Annotated in this window: 18 protein-coding genes; 16 read left to right on the forward strand and 2 right to left on the reverse strand. The window is 39.1% G+C overall.

Features of this window, described 5'->3' with window-relative positions; genetic code table 11:
* The 3 genes from CH362_RS09950 (at position 1) to CH362_RS09960 (ending at position 4,004) form a co-directional block, all read left to right on the forward strand.
* A complete protein-coding gene (locus tag CH362_RS09950; RefSeq protein WP_100710186.1) occupies positions 1-3,294 on the forward strand; it encodes an efflux RND transporter permease subunit in 3,294 nt (1,097 codons plus the stop codon).
* Between the two features lie 17 nt (positions 3,295-3,311).
* Positions 3,312-3,578 (forward strand): BufA2 family periplasmic bufferin-type metallophore, encoded by a 267-nt coding sequence (bufA2, locus tag CH362_RS09955; protein WP_100710187.1) that lies wholly within the window; start codon positions 3,312-3,314, stop codon positions 3,576-3,578.
* Positions 3,579-3,695: 117 nt separating this feature from the next.
* A complete protein-coding gene (locus tag CH362_RS09960; protein WP_100710188.1) occupies positions 3,696-4,004 on the forward strand; it encodes an LIC_10421 family protein in 309 nt (102 codons plus the stop codon).
* 76 nt (positions 4,005-4,080) lie between these two features.
* Here CH362_RS09960 and CH362_RS09965 read toward each other — a convergent pair whose 3' ends face one another.
* Positions 4,081-4,932: a flagellin N-terminal helical domain-containing protein gene (locus tag CH362_RS09965; RefSeq protein WP_100710189.1), complete on the reverse strand. Its 852-nt coding sequence runs from the start codon at positions 4,930-4,932 to the stop codon at positions 4,081-4,083.
* 310 nt (positions 4,933-5,242) lie between these two features.
* Here CH362_RS09965 and CH362_RS09970 point away from each other — a divergent pair, with 310 nt between their 5' ends.
* The 3 genes from CH362_RS09970 to CH362_RS09980 are packed head-to-tail and all read left to right on the forward strand — an operon-like array spanning position 5,243 to position 8,315.
* Positions 5,243-5,800 carry a cob(I)yrinic acid a,c-diamide adenosyltransferase gene (locus tag CH362_RS09970; protein ID WP_100710190.1) on the forward strand — a complete coding sequence of 186 codons (558 nt, stop codon included), beginning with the start codon at positions 5,243-5,245 and terminating at the stop codon, positions 5,798-5,800.
* Positions 5,773-7,065: a peptide MFS transporter gene (locus tag CH362_RS09975; protein WP_100710191.1), complete on the forward strand. Its 1,293-nt coding sequence runs from the start codon at positions 5,773-5,775 to the stop codon at positions 7,063-7,065. The genes CH362_RS09970 and CH362_RS09975 overlap by 28 nt, the downstream gene beginning before the upstream one ends.
* Positions 7,062-8,315, forward strand: coding sequence for a C40 family peptidase (locus tag CH362_RS09980; RefSeq protein WP_100710192.1), 1,254 nt, complete (start codon positions 7,062-7,064; stop codon positions 8,313-8,315). Before CH362_RS09975 ends, CH362_RS09980 begins: the two co-directional genes overlap by 4 nt.
* A 28-nt stretch (positions 8,316-8,343) precedes the next feature.
* Here the strand turns inward: CH362_RS09980 and CH362_RS09985 are convergent, their stop codons facing one another.
* The gene (locus CH362_RS09985; RefSeq protein ID WP_100710193.1) at positions 8,344-8,958 is read right to left on the reverse strand and encodes an LON peptidase substrate-binding domain-containing protein; all 615 of its coding nucleotides are present in this window, start codon (positions 8,956-8,958) and stop codon (positions 8,344-8,346) included.
* A gap of 62 nt (positions 8,959-9,020) precedes the next feature.
* Between CH362_RS09985 and rfaE1 the strand changes: the two genes are divergently transcribed.
* The 10 genes from rfaE1 to CH362_RS10035 all read left to right on the forward strand — a co-directional run bounded on the left by rfaE1 (position 9,021) and on the right by CH362_RS10035 (position 18,416).
* Positions 9,021-10,031: a D-glycero-beta-D-manno-heptose-7-phosphate kinase gene (gene rfaE1, locus CH362_RS09990; RefSeq protein WP_165780247.1), complete on the forward strand. Its 1,011-nt coding sequence runs from the start codon at positions 9,021-9,023 to the stop codon at positions 10,029-10,031.
* Positions 10,028-10,522 carry a D-glycero-beta-D-manno-heptose 1-phosphate adenylyltransferase gene (gene rfaE2 / locus CH362_RS09995; protein ID WP_100710195.1) on the forward strand — a complete coding sequence of 165 codons (495 nt, stop codon included), beginning with the start codon at positions 10,028-10,030 and terminating at the stop codon, positions 10,520-10,522. Before rfaE1 ends, rfaE2 begins: the two co-directional genes overlap by 4 nt.
* Before the next feature lie 81 nt (positions 10,523-10,603).
* Entirely contained in the window at positions 10,604-12,220 is a 1,617-nt protein-coding gene (locus CH362_RS10000; protein WP_100710196.1) for a CTP synthase, read from the forward strand.
* Positions 12,220-13,071, forward strand: coding sequence for a 3-deoxy-8-phosphooctulonate synthase (kdsA, locus tag CH362_RS10005; RefSeq protein ID WP_100710197.1), 852 nt, complete (start codon positions 12,220-12,222; stop codon positions 13,069-13,071). The genes CH362_RS10000 and kdsA overlap by 1 nt, the downstream gene beginning before the upstream one ends.
* Positions 13,072-13,113: 42 nt before the next feature.
* Positions 13,114-13,713, forward strand: a complete 600-nt coding sequence (gene lptC / locus CH362_RS10010) for an LPS export ABC transporter periplasmic protein LptC (RefSeq protein ID WP_425269045.1) — start codon at positions 13,114-13,116, stop codon at positions 13,711-13,713.
* Positions 13,710-15,041 (forward strand): LptA/OstA family protein, encoded by a 1,332-nt coding sequence (locus CH362_RS10015; RefSeq protein WP_100710199.1) that lies wholly within the window; start codon positions 13,710-13,712, stop codon positions 15,039-15,041. Before lptC ends, CH362_RS10015 begins: the two co-directional genes overlap by 4 nt.
* Before the next feature lie 9 nt (positions 15,042-15,050).
* Positions 15,051-15,776 (forward strand): LPS export ABC transporter ATP-binding protein, encoded by a 726-nt coding sequence (lptB, locus tag CH362_RS10020; RefSeq protein WP_100710200.1) that lies wholly within the window; start codon positions 15,051-15,053, stop codon positions 15,774-15,776.
* On the forward strand, positions 15,773-17,209 hold the full coding sequence (rpoN, locus tag CH362_RS10025; RefSeq protein WP_100710201.1) for an RNA polymerase factor sigma-54: 1,437 nt from the start codon (positions 15,773-15,775) through the stop codon (positions 17,207-17,209). The genes lptB and rpoN overlap by 4 nt, the downstream gene beginning before the upstream one ends.
* A 3-nt stretch (positions 17,210-17,212) precedes the next feature.
* Positions 17,213-18,175, forward strand: coding sequence for an HPr(Ser) kinase/phosphatase (hprK, locus tag CH362_RS10030; protein ID WP_100710202.1), 963 nt, complete (start codon positions 17,213-17,215; stop codon positions 18,173-18,175).
* The gene (locus CH362_RS10035; protein WP_208757788.1) at positions 18,150-18,416 is read left to right on the forward strand and encodes an HPr family phosphocarrier protein; all 267 of its coding nucleotides are present in this window, start codon (positions 18,150-18,152) and stop codon (positions 18,414-18,416) included. The genes hprK and CH362_RS10035 overlap by 26 nt, the downstream gene beginning before the upstream one ends.
* The last annotated feature ends 15 nt before the right edge of the window (positions 18,417-18,431 follow it).

An 18,431-nucleotide genomic window follows, 5' to 3' on the forward strand; every position in this document is an offset into this window, starting at 1 on the left:
ATGATCCAATCTATCATTCGTTTTTCGGCAGAAAATAAGTTTTTAGTTCTTCTTGTTACTTTGGCAATATTAGTCGCATCTTATGTGTCCATGAAAACAATTCCATTGGATGCGATCCCTGATCTTTCGGATACTCAGGTGATTGTATATTCTCGCTGGGACAGAAGTCCAGACATTATGGAAGATCAGGTCACATATCCGATCATCACTTCTCTTTTAGGTGCTCCTAAGATCAAAGTGGTTCGAGGATTTTCAGATTTCGGTTTTTCATATGTATATGTGATCTTCCAAGATGGAACAGATATCTATTGGGCCCGATCTAGAGTATTAGAATATCTTTCTAGAATACAGCCCTTACTTCCTGCAGGAGTAAAAACAGAATTAGGGCCTGATGCGAGTGCTGTTGGATGGGTATACCAATATGCATTGATAGACCAAACAGGCAATAATTCGCTCGTGGATTTAAGAACTTATCAGGATTTTCACCTTCGATACTTATTAAATTCAGTTCCAGGAGTTTCTGAAGTAGCAGGAATAGGTGGATTCAAAAAACAATACCAGATCACAATACATCCAAATGCATTAAGGTCCTATAATGTAGATTTTGAAACTGTTATTCAGAAAGTCAGAGAAAGTAACCAAGAAACCGGAGGACGGCTACTGGAAATTTCTGGTGCGGAATATATGGTTAGAGGAAGAGGTTATCTTTCTTCTTTAACTGATATAGAGAATATTCCTCTTTCTACAGACGTAAATGGAACTCCAGTTCTCTTAAAAAACGTGGCCTCAGTTCAGTTCGGACCTGATATCAGGCGAGGGATCGCAGATTTAGATGGAGAAGGGGACGTCGTCGCAGGTACAATTGTAATGCGCCATGGAGAAAATGCACTTTCTGTAATCGAAAGAGTAAAAACCAAATTGGAAGAAATCAAAAAGAATCTTCCAAAAGGTGCAGAACTCATCACCACGTACGATAGATCAGAACTGATTGAACATGCAATCAGCAATCTGAAATTCAAATTGATAGAAGAGATGATCATTGTTTCGATAGTGATACTCATCTTTTTATGGCATTTTCCTTCTGCCATTATTCCAATTCTTACGATCCCAATTTCAGTCATCATCGCATTCATTCCAATGAATCTATTCGATATCAATGCGAATATCATGTCTTTAGCGGGCATGGCGATCTCCATCGGTGTGCTTGTAGACGGAGCAATCGTAGAAGTTGAGAATGCTTACAAAAAATTAGAAGAATGGGAAGCAGGAGGAAGAATCGGTGACTACCATGCCGTCCGTTTAGAAGCGTTACTCGAAGTAGGACCTTCCGTATTTTTTTCTCTACTTGTGATCGCTGTGGCATTCTTTCCTATATTCACACTTGTAGACCAAGAAGGGAGGTTATTTCGTCCATTAGCGTATTCTAAAAATATTGCAATGGCGGTTGCTGCCTTCTTGGCGATCACTTTAGATCCTGCAGTTAGAATGTTATTCACAAGAATGGAACCATTCCAGTTTAAGAATGTATTTCTTTCTAAGATAGCAACTACTATGCTCGTCGGGAAATATTATCCGGAAGAGAAACATCCAGTTAGTAAGATTCTATTTAGATTCTATGAACCAGCTTGTCGTTACGTTCTTCATAGACCTAAAATGATTATTGTTTCTGCTTTCACATTGGTGGTTTTGACGATCCCTGTTTATTTCAGTTTAGGTTCTGAATTTATGCCTCAACTATATGAGGAATCTTTTCTATATATGCCTACCACGTTGCCTGGGATCTCCGTAGCAGAAGCAGAAAAACTAATGATCTCTATGGATAAAAAACTCAAAAGTTTTCCTGAAGTGAAACGTGTTTTCGGAAAAGCAGGGCGCTCAGATACAGCCACAGATCCAGCACCATTCTCTATGATGGAAACTGTGATACTTCTTAAACCCCAAGATCAATGGAGAAAGGCAGACAGATTTTATTCAAATCTACCAAGGATCTTCCAATATCCATTTCTTCCTTTTATATCTGAAAGACTGACTAAAGACGAGTTAATAGAGAAGATGAACAAGGAGATGCAATTCCCTGGAGCCACAAATGCATGGACCATGCCGATTAAAACCCGGATCGATATGTTGAGCACAGGTATGAGAACTCCAATCGGAATTAAGATTTTAGGCTCTTCTCTGGAAGAAATAGAATCTATCGGGATCAAAATTGAAACACTTCTTAAAACAGATAAAAATGTAAGAAGTGTATTTGCAGAAAGAACAGCTGGCGGTTATTTCCTAGATCTAAATCTAAGAAGGGAAAAATTAGCAAGGTATAATATATCTGTAGAGACTGCACAACAGATCATAGTAGCGGCAATTGGCGGCGAACCAATTACACAAACCATAGAAGGTAGAGAACGTTTTTCAGTCAATGTGCGTTATCCTCGAGAATTACGAGATTCTTTGGATAAGATCAAAACCATTTTAGTGCCTACAAAAGAATTCGGTCATATACCGATTTCCGAAATTGCAAGTATAGGGGCAAAAACTGGTCCTTCTATGATCCGAGATGAGAATGGATTTTTAGCCGGGTATGTGTATGTGGATCCTTCTACTTCAGATATTGGAGGTTTTGTAGATAAGGCCAAGGAGAAGGTCTCAGAATCCATCGTGCTTCCTCCTGGATATTCCATAGTTTGGAGTGGTCAATATGAGAATATGATACGTGTCAGGGAAAGAATGATGTACATTCTGCCTTTGACAATCTTCATTATATTTTTGTTATTGTACTTCAATACTAAATCTTATATCAAAACAACAATTGTGCTTCTGGCGGTGCCATTCTCTTTGATTGGTGCAGTTGGGCTTCTTTATATTCTCGACTACCAAATTTCAGTAGCAGTTTGGGTAGGAATGATTGCACTAATGGGATTAGATGCTGAAACAGGAGTCTTTATGCTCTTATATTTGGATCTTTCCTATGAGGATGCCAAGAAAAAGGGGAGATTAAGGACTAGAGAAGATCTGATAGAAGCGATCATCCACGGTGCAGTACATAGGATCCGACCTAAGATAATGACTGTACTTGCTGCAATGATGGGACTTCTGCCTATCATGTGGTCCGCAAGCACAGGTTCAGATGTGATGAAAAGGATCGCTGCACCCATGGTAGGAGGACTTGTGACCAGTTTTATTCTGGAACTTTTAGTATATCCTCCAATATACATGCTTTGGAAGGAGGGGAAGCTGGGAGATATTCTACCGGTCCTTCCTTTAACTTTAACCAAGAAAAAAAGAACGAAATCAATTTAAATAAGAGGGAACAAAAAATGAACAATACTACTAAAAAACTGATCATCGGAGCTGCACTCTCCGGGCTATTTTTATCGGGAGAAGTTTATTCCGAAAAACAAGAAGCCATGGGGACAGATAACGCAAAAGGAGAATGCCATGGGGTCAATTCCTGCAAGGGAAAAAGCGACTGCCATACAAACGGAAATTCCTGTTCTGGCCAAAACTCCTGCAAGGGGAAGGGTTGGATCTCCTTAACAAAAAAGGAATGTGATACAAAAAAAGGAACTTTCAAAAAATCTTAAATTTGGTGATATAAATCAATTCGCATTTCGATTAATGTTAATATAAATTCGATCAATTTAATATTGACTGTAACGCATAGTGCCCGTAAACTTAGCGGGCGCATATTAGGAGTTCTTATGAAAAAGACCATCGCAACCATTCTGTTTTCCCTGATCCTAGCAGGTAATATTTCTGCATTTACCGAATTGGATAACCTTCTCATCGCAGAAGCAACCACCCCGGATCTAAAAAAGATCGCAAAAGAGTATTTTAGCAAAAAGGCAAAAGATCATAAAGATCTGGCGGATAAATATAAATCCTTAGCTGGTCAATCCCACGGAGGAAAGGCTACTGCAGATGCAGCAGAGAAGGAAAAATATAAAAAGCTAGCCGATCATTGTGAAAAAGAAGCAGCAGCTTACAAAACACAAGCTGACAAATTCTAAACTACTTCACTCTCACCAAATAGAAAACCCGTCCTCTCGGACGGGTCTCTTCGAATTTTCAGAAAATCTATTCTTCTTATCCGAATCTTTCACTCAGAAGTTTTACCACTTGTTCTGGCCTCATGTTTGCTTGCGCAAGCATTGCGACACCACTTTTGGTTAAAATCTGATTCTTAGTATAGTCCACGATATGTTCAGCCATATCCGCGTCCCTTACTCGGCTTTCTGCAGAAACCATATTAACATAGTTTGCCTGCAGACCTTCCGCTGTAATTTCCAAACGGTTATAATAAGCTCCTAGATCGGATCTTTGTTTATTCACCCTTTGGATCGCGTTATCAAGAATACCGATCATCGCATTGGAAGAAGCGGGAGTAGACAAAGTCTGCTTTTTCCCGTTGGTCTCCAACTGAAGCGCGCCTGCATTCATAGCATCCACGAAAATTTCCAGCTTCTCGTTTTGATTCGGCCCAACGTGCAACTGGATCGGATTTTTAGAATCCTTGGAGTAGGCTCCACTCAATGGACGGATCTTATTGAACTCGGCAGATTTACCTAGCCTGTCCACTTCGTCTATGAGTTGATCTACTTCTAGTTGAACGAGTTTACGATCATCATCCGAGTAAATCCCGTTGGAAGTTTGGATGGATAATTCTCTCAATCTTTGGAGAATATTATTCACTTGCTCCAAGTTACCTTCGGTAACCTGAATAAATGAAACTCCATCCATTACGTTTCTTTCAGCTTGGGCAAGACCGCGAATTTGGGTGCGCATCCTTTCGGAAACAGCAAATCCCAATGCATCATCACCGGCACGATTGATCCTCATACCGGTAGATAATTTTTCTGTAGTCTTATCCAGCTCGTGATTGGTCGTCTTCAGTACGTTATTCGCACGAAGAGCACTGATGTTGTGATTGATAATCATCAACAACCTCCCTGTAGCTAGAGTTCGGATCCGTCCGAACCATTGGCCGGGCTTTTAGGAGGAGAGAGCCTCCCGGGCAACCCGGATATCCACTGCGAATTTCACTCCCTTTGTGTATGTGGGGAGATTTTTTTTACGATTTTTCCTAAAGACTAAAGTCGCAACCGACGATAATCCAAAAGAGGGAAAATCTGCTCTCATTCTACCATTCACTTTAGCAATTTCGCAACTTTTTTTCCGTTAAAACCGCTTTTCTTGCGGGAATTTTCAGAAGTTTTTCGTATTCTGTCCCCTAAATTCAGGCCGAATCATGAAAATTTATACTAAAAAGGGAGATTCCGGAACCACATCCTTGGCTTCCGGGACCAGGGTCTCCAAATCAGATCCCAGAGTAGAGTTGTACGGAACAGCAGATGAGCTAAATTCTGCAATCGGAGTCGCAATTTCTTTCCTAACAAAGGATTCCAAATTAAAAGATCCATTAGAGAGAATTCAAAATTTACTTTTTGAATTGGGATCGGAGCTTGCAGGATATAAGAAGAAGGATGATTCTTCCTGTATCCTAGAAGAGGATATCTCCGAATTGGAGAAGGAGATAGATCTCTGGCAAGATTCACTTCTTCCTTTGAAAAATTTTATACTACCTGGCGGATCATCATCTTCTTCTTTTTTGCATGTCTCCAGGACATTAGCGAGAAGACTAGAAAGAGACCTAGTACATTATAAAGAAGAAGGTCACGAGGTCTTTGCAGAAAATCTTAGATTCCTGAACAGACTTTCTGATCATCTATTCGTTGCAGCAAGATACGCAAATTTTGAATCTAAAATCCCGGAACCAGAATGGAAATCCAGAGCCAAAGGCAAATAACCCATCCTAGAGGTTTATATGTTCTCTTCTTCGTGGAAATGTGGGAGAGATTTTCTTTTTACGGAATGAGAGCACTTCTTGTTCTGTTTTTGACCAAAGAACTTTTGATGCAAGACGCTCAGGCGGGGAGAATATACGGATTTTATAATGGATTTGTATATCTGACACCAATCCTTGGCGGTTTACTGGCAGATAGATTTTTAGGATACAAACGTTCCATCTTCTTGGGTGGAATTCTAATGATGTTTGGTCATCTTTCCTTGGCGTTTAATGGTCTTTGGACTTTTTATTTAGGGCTCGGACTTTTGATCGCAGGAAACGGTTTTTTCAAACCATGCATCTCTACTGTTGTTGGAAGAATTTATGAATTAGAAGGTAAGCCGGAACTAAAAGATTCTGGTTTTACTATATTCTATTTTGGGATCAATTTGGGTGCTATCTTAGGGACCTGGGCATGTGCAAATCTTGCCGAATATAAAGGTTGGCATTATGGATTCGGGATCGCAGCTGTTGGAATGTTAATCGGTCTTATTATCTTTGGATTTTTAGGAAGAAGGGTAAATCCAGATGCATTCTTAGCGAATGGAAATCAAGGGACATCAGATTCAGAAACAGAAGATCCTAAACAAAACAGAGAAAGAATTTTTGCTATTATGGTTTTCTCTGCGATTACGATCACTTTCTGGGCTTCCTATGAACAGATTGGTTCTTCTTTAAGTTTGATCATTGATCGATATGTGGACAGAAATGTTTTTGGCTGGGAAATCCCTGCTGCGAATTACCAATCTTTGAATCCACTTTTTGTAGTGAGTTTGGCACTTGTTGTTTCTTGGATCTGGAAAATATTCGAAGAATCAGGAAGGCATATTTCCACAGTGACTAAGTTCTGTTTAGGACTGATCGTTTTAGGATTAGGATACCTTCTTCTTTCTTTAGTAACTTTTGGATCGAGTGAAAAATTTTCCTCTATTTGGATCATTCTTTCTATTCTACTTTTAACGATCGGGGAATTGTTTTTGTCTCCAGTTGGTTTGTCGTTAGTTACAAAATTAGCTCCTGTAAAAGTCGCTTCTATGATGATGGGATTTTGGTTTTTAGCAAACTTCTTCGCTCATGTTCTTGCCGGAGAATTAACTAGGTTCATGGGAGGAAGAGAATCCTTATCAGGATTTTTCCTGATCTTCTTCTTTTTACCTACAATCACTGCGATCGGTCTATTTCTGTTCCGTAAAAAACTAGAATCTTGGATGCATGGTGTAAAATGAGAGTTCGGATCTTAACAGTTTACCTTCTTCTTATATTCTCCGTTCCAATATTTGCAGATCCCTTCGAGGATTTACTTAAAAGCGATTGGGACAAATCACAAACACTTCTAATCAAAAACTCTGTTTTTCAAAAATTAGGACAAAGAGCTGGAAGCAAAGAAGTTCTGAAGATCACTAAAAATGTGATCCCTTGGGCCATCTTAGAAGGTGTAAGCCCAGAAAAAACAGCAGAACTCATCGTAAATCTGGACTTCGCAGTAAAAGAAGGTCTTACATTTGAAGAAGCAGAAGATGCAATCCCTGTCGTTTCTAAAAGAGAAATTTCAAAAGAAGATTTCAGCTATATAGGTTTATACTTTAAAGAAACCAAAAAAGCAGGAATCAGAGAAGAAGTCAGAAACCGTTTTGTAGAAGCCGCCATGGAAAAAAAATGGGACGGATTTTCAGTACTCGCAGGCGGAAGAGCACTCATCGCAGGTAAATTAGTAGATTTTCCGGAAAACCGTTTAGCTTCCAAAATACTGACCCAATTTCCTGCAAAAGGAAGAAGTATCCCTTTTGCAAAAACGGAAAGCACTTTTAAATCTGTGCTCGATTCAAAGCTGGATGGGGCTTCCTATATTCTTCTTTCTAATTTAAAAAAACTGCATGAAGGGGAGAAGGTAACATCCGCTCAAAAATATGCATCTGCCCGTGCTGTGGAAACTTCATTAGAAGAAGTGGGTGGGATCGTTATTGGAGATAGACCCAGAATTGAACCTCTTCCTGATCCACCTTTAGTTCCGAATCTGCCTGAACCTGGAGAACCAACCGAACCGGATAAGCCGAGTAAAGAGAGTTGGGAAACTTTATCTTCTAGCATACTGCAAAAGGTCGCGAAAGAATGGGTTGGAACTCCTTATAAATGGGCGAATGCGGCAAAAACTGGAACTGATTGTTCAGGATTTACTTTCAGAGTTTTGACAGATGGTCGTATAGGTGTTCCTGAAAAAATGGTATCTCGTGCTTCCAGTGCTCAAACCAAAATGGGAACTGGGGTTTCTCACAATGAAATGAGATCCGGAGACCTAATTTTCTTTTCTGCTTCTCCCAACCAATCGAAAGTAACACATGTAGGTATGGTCTTAAATGGAGAAGAGTTTGCTCATGCTTCTTCTACACGAGGTGTAGTGATCGACAAGATCCGAATGAAATGGTGGATCGATCGATTCGTGATGTCCAGGCGAGTTTTTAAGAAAGTTATAAATTAAGACTAAGAGTTTGAAAATAGCTGCGAAACTATTCTCCCAGATTCATTTCTTCTACAATTCCAACAAGAAGTTGTGCTTTCAGGATTTGATCCGTGCTTGAGAGGATTTCCTGCTTCTTCTTAAAATTGAAATTTAGAATAGAAGAAATAAAATCTACAGGGAAAGGATGAGACCAAAGATCGTTCATTCTTAAGATCAATTCTTCTTTGGCGCCTTCTGAAAGTAGAATTCGTTTAGTGAGATATAAGATCCGATCAAAGATCTCTACGAATATTTTATCTTCGATATATTTGGAATCAGGTTCTAATTTTTCTACAATTCCAATCCGGAAAGGTTCCATAGTATCGTAAGATTCCAGTTTCGCGATACCTTTGCCTTCGAGTAGAATATTGGACCTTCCATCAGGAAGTGGATCTCTTCGAACAATCGTGCCCCAACCAAAAATAGTTTCGATCTCAGGTTGAGGACTTTTTAAATTACCCGGCTCCATTTTGATAGGTGCGATCGCCATTTCGTCGCCGGACTCGGAACAATAATCCAACATCATCCTGTATCGAGGCTCGAAAATATGAAGAGGAAGAAATGTGCCTGGAAATAAGATGACTTCGGGAAGAGGAAAGATCGGAATTGTAGTTCTTGACACCTAGGATTTATCCTAACCTGTTGAAGTGAAAACGCAAATCAAATTGTAAGACCGGTTTAAAATTGTACTACTTAGATAAAAAGCGATATTTGGAAGCGGCTTCTAAATTAAAAACCACTAAAATTATAGTCATCGGAGATCTCATCCTGGATGAGTATCTGATCGGAGAAGTAAACAGAATTTCTCCGGAAGCTCCTGTTCCTGTGGTCTGGGTCCGAAATGAAAAGACCACTTTGGGTGGCGCGGGAAATGTTGTAAAAAATCTTTCTCGTCTAGGAGTTCAATCTTTTGTGCTCGGTAGAGCTGGAAACGACTCAGCTGCGAAAACTCTGGATGATCTTCTTTCTACAGAAAATACAATCTCCTCCAAAAACACAATTATCCGTTCTGAAAAAGTTCCCACCATTCTAAAAACAAGAGTGATCGCGGGTCACCAACAAGTTTGCCGTATAGATAGAGAAGAAACATTTCCTTTAAGCGATGTTGAAGAAAAACAATTATTAGAAAGTTTTTCTAAGATCATTCAAGAAGCTGACGCAGTTGTTCTTTCCGATTATGATAAGGGGACTTTAACCGCTAGTCTCATTCGCAAATCGATCGATATAGCAGTCCAACATAAAAAGATCGTAACAGTAGATCCGCAAGTGTCTCATTTTTTCCAATACGAGAAAGCTACTGTAATGACTCCGAATCATCATGAAGCAGGAAAAGCTCTAGGTAAAAAATTAGAAACAAACTCTGAAGTAGAAGAAGCTGCTAAGAAGATTGCAGAAAATTTAAATTCTCCTTCTATGATGATCACTCGTGGAGAAAAAGGAATGAGTCTTTATATTTCTTCCGAATCCAAAACCTATCATATTCCTACTGTCGCAAAAGAAGTATTCGATGTGACAGGCGCTGGGGACACTGTGATTTCAGTGTATACTTCTTTCTTGGCGGCAGGTCTCGGAGAATTAGAAGCTGCAATTGTTTCCAATGCTGCAGCAGGAGTGGTGGTCGGAAAACTAGGTGCTGAAACTGTTTCTTTGGAAGAACTTTTAGAAGCTCTTGAAAAAAGAGGAAGTTTTCAGTGAAGTCTTCTTTCTCTTCCTGTATAGAGAAAATTATTCCTTTTCACGAAGTTAAGGATGTTTCGGAGAAGGTCCGCACTAATCAAAAAATCGTTTTTACGAATGGTGTATTCGATCTGATCCATAAAGGTCATCTTACATATCTTTCCCAAGCAAGAGATTTGGGTGATGTTCTCTGGATAGGGATCAATTCTGATTCTTCTGTAAAAAGACTAAAAGGTCCGGAACGTCCTGTAAATCCGGAAGAAGACCGGGCCCTTCTTCTTTCCTGTCTTTCCTTCGTAGACTATATTAGTGTGTTTTCAGAAGATACTCCTTTGGAACTTATTTCACAGGTAGCACCTCATATTCACGTAAAAGGGGGAGATTATGATCTGGAAGCTCTTCCTGAGACTCCACTTGTTCGCAAATTAGGCGGAGAAGTACAAATTCTACCCTTTGTTCCTGGATTTTCCAGCACGGATCTCATTCGGCGCATTCGCCAAAAACCCTAGATTTACTTTTCGATTCTACGAAATTCCGAGTTGGATTTTCCGAGACTGAAGAAAACTCTGTTCAGCAGGTAGGAGATCGGTTTGTCCAAAACTAAATTTATTTTCGTGACCGGAGGTGTTTGTTCCTCCCTTGGAAAGGGTGTATCCGCTGCAGCCCTTGGATGCCTTTTGGAAAGTAGGGGTTATTCCGTTTCTCTTCAAAAAATGGATCCTTATATCAATATTGATCCGGGAACTATGAGTCCGTACCAGCACGGCGAAGTATATGTAACCGAAGACGGCGCAGAAACTGATTTAGATCTAGGTTATTACGAAAGATTTACTAAATCTAAGTTCACTCGTAAGAACTCTGTTTCAACAGGACAAATTTATAATACCGTAATCCAAAGAGAAAGAAAAGGGGATTATTTGGGAAGAACTGTTCAGGTTGTTCCTCATATCACCAACGAGATCCGAAATAGGATCTATACTCTTGCAAGAGAAAATGCAACTGACTTTGTGATCGTTGAGATTGGTGGAACAGTGGGAGACATTGAATCCATTCCATTCTTAGAAGCAATCCGTCAGATGAGATATGAACACGGGCCTACTCAAGTTTTATTCATCCATGTTACTTTAGTTCCTACCATAACAGTAGCAGGTGAAGCAAAAACAAAACCAACTCAGCACTCAGTTAAAGAACTTTTGGCACTCGGGATCCAACCAGATATTTTGATCTGCCGTGTGAACCAGCCTATGCCAAAAGAAATGAAAGGAAAAATTTCCTCCTTCTGTAACGTTAAAGAAGAGAATGTGATCTCTGCTTCCGATATCAGCACTTCCATTTACGAAATTCCTAAAATGTATAAGGAAGAAAAATTGGATCAAGTGGTTCTAAAAACATTAGGGCTGGAACTTGGAAAATCCAATTTTACTGAATGGGAGAAGATCATAAAAAGTCTTCACTCTGCAAAACAAACCGTACAAATAGCAGTGGTTGGAAAGTATATTTCTCTTCATGATGCATATCGTTCCGTCTATGAAAGTTTATCTCATGGTGGAATTGCAAACGAAGCAAATGTAGAATTTATCAAAGTGGATCCTGAAAAATTGGATAAAACAAATGTGAAGGATGTTTTAAAATCCGCACATGGTGTTTTAGTTCCTGGTGGATTCGGTGATAGGGGAATAGAAGGCAAGATCGCAGCAATCCAATATGCAAGAACCAAAGGAATTCCATTTTTCGGAATTTGTTTAGGAATGCAATGCGCAGTGATCGAATACGCAAGAAACGTATTGGGTATGAAAGATGCAAACTCTACTGAGTTCAGACCTGATTCTCCAGATCCAGTTATTTCTCTTATTGAAGAGCAAATGGATATTGATCAGATGGGTGGAACTATGCGTTTAGGATCTTATCCGTGTAAGATCAAAAAGAACACATTGGCCTTTTCTGAATACAAACAAGAACTGATCTATGAGAGACATAGACATAGATTCGAGTTTACCAACAAATACAAACAAAGATTTGAAGAGAAAGGAATGATACTTTCAGGCATTTCCCCAGATGAAAACCTGATTGAAATTGTAGAAATTCCAGAACATCCTTGGTTTATAGGAGTTCAGTTCCATCCTGAATTCACTGGAAAACCTACAAAACCGCATCCATTATTTGCCGGATTCATCCGTGCTGCGGTCAAATTTGCAAGGAAGGCATAATGAGCGATAAAACTGCCCAAGAAAGGGATTTTTTAAGCGGTAAAAAGATAGGGGGAAAGAATCCATTCTTCCTAATCGCCGGTCCTTGCGTGATGGAAAATAGAGACTTACTCGAAAAAGTCTGTGCAGAAATGTTAGAGATCACCACAGAACTTGGGATTCCTTACGTTTTCAAAAGTAGTTTCGACAAAGCAAATCGTTCTTCTGTTTCTTCTTATAGAGGCCCAGGTCTTACTGAAGGAATTAAACATCTAGAACATATTAAGAAAAAATTTAATGTTCCAGTTCTAACTGATATTCACGAAACATCTCAAGTGGGTCCTCTTAAAGATGTGATCGATATGTATCAAATCCCAGCTTTCCTAAGTAGACAAACTGATTTAATCGCAGAATCTGCTAAAACTGGAAAATGGGTGAATGTCAAAAAAGGACAATTTTTAGCTCCTTCTGACTGTAGACATATCAAAACAAAAATCCAAGAATCAGGTTCCGAAAAGTATATGGTTACCGAAAGAGGGACCACATTCGGTTATGGGAATTTGGTATTCGACGGAAGAACTGTTCCGATATTACATAGTTATGATATTCCAGTAGTATTCGATGCCACTCACTCCGCACAATTGCCTGGAGCCGCCGGAAATATTACCGGAGGACAAAGAGAATATATTCCAAGTATGACAAGAAGTGCAGTAGCACTTGGGATAGAAGGTATATTTATGGAAGTGCACCCTGATCCTGCAAAGGCACTTTCAGATGCGACTACTCAGTATCCTCTATCAGAAATTAAAGCCTTATTAAAGGAATTAGTCGGTTTAGACCGTTACGTAAAACAGGAAATCCTAAACCGCTAATCGATAAGAGCCTTGTATTCCCGCATACTCACTCTACTCAAAATAGACCCGGAAACCGCGAGGAAATACGGTCCGGGCCTAGGAGTAGGACTAGCAATTTTATTCCTAGTTCTTTTCTTCTATTCCGGTGGAAAATCGGATGCTAAATATACTCGCGTAGAAGAAGAAAAAGAGAAAGGTTCGACCGTTTCCTTCAAAAATTTTGCAAAAGATCAATATGATGGAAATGGAACTATATTATGGAAATTGAAAGCAGAAGAAGCTTATCTTTATGCTGACGAAAAAAGATACGTTCTGTATGGGATCAATTTTGATCAATATGAGAATGGAAAGTTCAAGTCCAAACTCACCGGTGAAAAAGGTGAGATCAATCAGATCTCGAAATTGATGAAACTCACAGGGAATATTCTCTTAAAAACGGAAGAACATAGGACTCTTAGAGCAAAATCGTTAGATTATAACGACGAAACAAAAGAACTCAGCTCCAATGAAGAAGTTGTAATAGATGCAAACGGAACGCATATCAGAGGAGTAGGTCTTAGAGCGGACAAGGATCTAAACAAATTCACTATATTAAGACCGAGTGCGATTACACAAGGTGGTTCTAATCCACTGAATTCTTCTTCCCCTAAAGAAAAATGAAACGTATCCTAGTTCTATTTTATTTATTATTTTTATTCACTGCTCCGGCGAGATCTCACTCTAGACCGCCTCTTTTATTTTCTGCGGAAACATTAGATCCAAAAAGTTTCCAAGGAATTGGAGAAGCAGATCCAAAACGTAAGGAAAGTTTTCCTACATTTTGGGGAGCAAATGCACTTACCCAAGAAGATAGAGAAGTCCAGGGTCTTAAAGTCACTATCTTTAGTTTAGAAGGTGGCGCTTGGATCCAGCATAAAAAAGTAAAATTGGGTGCAAACAGGATCGAAGTCTTTGGGAAAGAAGCATATAAGGCTTTCTTAAAGAATGGAGTACATATAGAAGATCAAGAAAACGGAACTGTTATGAGAGCAGGAGTAGGAGAATATGATAAATACTCCGAAATGGTCTATATCAAAGAAAGGCCGAGACTTAGTTTCAGAGACAAAACTGGCAAGATTACGGTCATTTCTGCAAAACAAATAGATAGAGAATTAAATACTAAGATCACCAAACTACATGGTGGAGTGATCGTAAATCATCCGGAAGTTACTATCTTTTGTGCAGAAGCAATTTTTAAAGAATCAGAACATCTCATAACCACAGATCCAAATCCTATCCTAATCTCTAAGAATAGATATTTGAGCGGTAAAAAATTATCCTTCTACACAAATGAAAGTAGGATAATTTTAGAAGAAAATACAGTATTATTCCAATCTTCTGAAGAAACCAAAAAAGATCCGGAAGGAAATGAGAAAAAACAAACTGTTCTCACAATCCTAAAAGGGGATAAGATAGAGAGTCGTCCGAATGAAGAGAATGATCGCACGGTTCTGATAAGTGGTAATGCAACCGTTCTAAGAAAGGACATGAAAATCACTTCGGATAATATTGAATCAGTAGGAAAAGATTCACGTATCATTAAAGCCAGAAAGAATATCAAGGTACATGATAGAGAAAATAATCTTCTTCTTTCGGGTAACGTATTCGATTATTTTAGAAATGAAAACTATCTTCACCTGACTGATGAAGGCACAATGGAATTTTTAGATAAAAATTCTAATCAGGTAACAAGTACAATCACCGCTCAAGAATTCGAACGTTTCTTGGATCAAAAAGAAACTGTGATCCGAGGAAATATCTGGATCAAATCCAAGTCCACAGAGGCACAAGGTGAGTATGCTACATATTTTGAAAACGACGAATCTGTACTTTTAGAAGGAAATCCTAGGATTAATCGAAGTGGTAAGATCCTTCGAGCAGGAAAAATCGTCTTTTATCCAAGAGAAGGAAGATCAATTCTGACAGAAGGAGTCCATTTAGGAAATTAGGCTTACATAATGGGACAAAGGATCCGATGCCAAAACTTAATCAAAATATACAATAAGCGTAAGGTTGTAGACGGAGTCAGTTTCGATGTTCGCAAAGGAGAAGTAGTAGGTCTACTAGGTCCGAACGGTGCCGGAAAAACTACTTCCTTCTATATGTCTGTCGGTTTCGTAAAACCGGATTCAGGTCATGTATTCATAGATGACCAAGATGTAACAGAAGCTCCAATGCATACTAGAGCAAAACTTGGAGTAGGTTATCTTGCACAAGAAGCTTCTATCTTCAGAAAACTTACAGTCGCAGAAAATTTAGAAGCCATCTTAGAAACTCTTAACATTCCCAGATCAGAGATCATTCGCAGAAGAGACGAACTACTGTTAGAATTACAAATTATGCGAGTCGCTAACCAAAAAGGTTTTACTCTTTCCGGCGGGGAAAGAAGAAGATGCGAAATTGCCAGAGCCTTAGTAACAAATCCAGATTTTATCCTTCTTGACGAGCCGTTCGCAGGGGTTGACCCTATAGCTGTTAAAGATATTCAAACTGTTATAAATAGTTTAAAGAAGAAGGGACTAGGCATCTTAATCACCGATCATAATGTTCGAGAAACATTGAAGATCACGGATAGAGCATATATTATGCATAGTGGTAGGATCTTAATCGCGGGATCTCCAAAAGAACTCGTGAACGATAAAGAAGCAAAAAGAATGTATCTGGGAGAGGACTTCAAGCTGTGAATCTGAACCATCAGTTAGTACAGAAACAGACACAGAAGCTTGTCATGACGCAGGATTTGCGTCAATCGATAGAGCTTTTGCCTTTGTCTACTCTGGAACTCGCTGATAGGATCAGTGCCGAACTGGTCGAAAATCCAATGCTGGAAGAAGAGCCAGGCTCAGAAAGAAGCAAAAGCCCTGAACTCTATTCAGTAGATGATCTAAAAAGAAAAGAGAAGAATGATTTTCTTAAAAATTCTGACCAGGGCTGGCAGGATTCTTTCAGTTTAGACAAACCTCAGTATAGAGGTACTGACGCTTCTGATAGAAACCAAAAATACATAGAATCATCTCCTAACGCACAATCCCTTTCAGAACATTTACTTTGGCAGCTCAGGATCTCTTCCTTAAAAGGAAAAGAAATGGAGATCGCGGAAGTTTTGATCTCTATGCTGGACGATAGAGGATTTATTTCTCAAACTGAAAGCGAACTTGCAGCTGAAATAGGGGTTTCTGCTAAAACTATTAAAAAAGTTTTAGAACAGATCCATCAATTGGATCCTCTTGGAATTGGTGCCGGAAGCATTCAAGAAACATTATATGTCCAAGCTAAGATCCTAAGACCCGAAGATAAAAATCTTCATGACCTTATCCAAAACTATCTAAAAGATCTTGAAAAACTGGATTATAAGGGAGTTTCCAAAAAGATGGGTCTCCCTGTAGAAGCAATCGAAGCAATGGCTGCTGAGATCAAAAAACTCGAACCATTCCCCGCGACATTATACACTCCGCAAAAACCTGATTATATAGTCCCTGATGTAATTATTCGAGAAATAGAAGGTGAATTCAGTATATTATTGAATGATGAATGGCTTCCTAAATTAAAAATTAATAAAGAATACAAGGGAATGCTCAAAAAAGGAGCCGGTGCCAAGGATTCTGATAAGGAATATATTTCTGCAAAGTTAAATTCAGCAGAATGGCTGATCCGCTCTGTAAACCAAAGAAGACAAACCTTATATAGAGTAGTCTCAGCAATCATAGAACTTCAAACTGAATTTTTCCGCAAAGGTGTAAGATTTTTAAAACCTCTTACTTTAAAAGATATCGCGGAACGATTAGATCTTCACGAATCCACAGTTTCTCGAATCACATCCAATAAGTATGTTCAAACTTCTTGGGGGATTTTAGAATTAAAATGGTTCTTCTCCTCTGGATTAAAATCCAAAAGTTCAGAAGGTGGAATGGAATCTTCTAAAACCATTCACGATATTATCCGCAACCTAGTAAAAGAAGAAGATCCCGAAAACCCTCTTTCCGATCAGGATATAGTGGAAAAAATAGAAAGTAAAGGGATAGAGATCGCCAGAAGAACTGTGGCAAAGTATCGCAAAATACTAAAAATTCTGCCGTCTAACCAAAGAAAAAAAGTAAAATCTCTGGAAGCAAGGTAACTCATGTCCGTTCCAGGAATCAATGTATCTAATATTCTAAAAGACCATCCCGAATTAGGTTTAAAACTAATCGCAGGCGAAAATGGACTTCAAAATCGGATCCATAGTTCTGAGATCAATAGACCCGGTCTTTCACTCACAGGCTTTTACGAAAGTTTTGCCCATGATCGTATCCAAATTTTTGGAAAAGGAGAATGGGCATACATCACTTCTAAAGAGGGTGAGGATATGGAAAAACTCGCTGCAGATTTTTTCCATTTTCATTTGAATTGTATTATATTCACTCATGGGAATGTTCCTCCTCCTATCTTTGTAGAATATTGCGATCGTTTGAATATCCCACTTTTAGGTTCGGATGTTTCTACTCATAAATTTATTACACTCATTTCTCAGATTTTAGACAGAAGTCTCGCCCCTAGAACAATGAGGCACGGGGTACTAATCGAAGTATTCGGGATTGGTATACTTCTCTCGGGTAAAAGTGGTGTAGGTAAAAGTGAAACTGCACTCGAACTGATAGAAAGAGGACACCGCTTAGTCGCAGACGATATGGTGGAGATCAGAAGACTTTCAGAAAGTTATCTAATAGGAACTTGTTCTGACCTTCTTCGCCACCATATGGAAATCAGAGGATTAGGAATTCTAAATATAAAGGATATATTTGGAATTGGATCCGTAAGAGATCATAAACTTATAGAATTAATTATCCATTTAGAAGAATGGACAGAAGAAAAAGAATTCGATCGTACTGGACTCGAAAACAGAACGGAAGAAGTTTTAGGAGTAAATATTTCTTTGATCAAACTTCCAGTTCGACCAGGAAGAAATATTCCAATCATCGTAGAAACCGCTGCAATGAACCAAAGATTAAAAAAACTGGGAAAGAATGCAGCGGCGGAATTCAGCCAAAAATTAAATATCTATCTACAGCAAGGAAAAGTTGAAAGAAATCCACCTCAAAATTAACGAAAACGGCGCAGGGATGCATGCTCGTCCCGCCTCAGTCTTTGTGAATTGCGCGGCAAAATACTCCTGCGAAGTTCTAGTCTCCAAAGACGGAGTAGAAGTGAACGGCAAAAGTATCATGGGACTCATGATGTTAGCCTTAGCACCAGGTCAGGAATTTTCCATCAAAACAGAAGGCGCTCAGGAAGAAGAAGCAGCGGATGCTCTAGCTAAATTAGTGGAAGGCGATTTTGCAATATGAAATGGTTTCCATTCC

The sequence above is a fragment of the Leptospira saintgironsiae genome (assembly GCF_002811765.1).
In the GTDB taxonomy this organism is placed as follows: domain Bacteria; phylum Spirochaetota; class Leptospiria; order Leptospirales; family Leptospiraceae; genus Leptospira_B; species Leptospira_B saintgironsiae.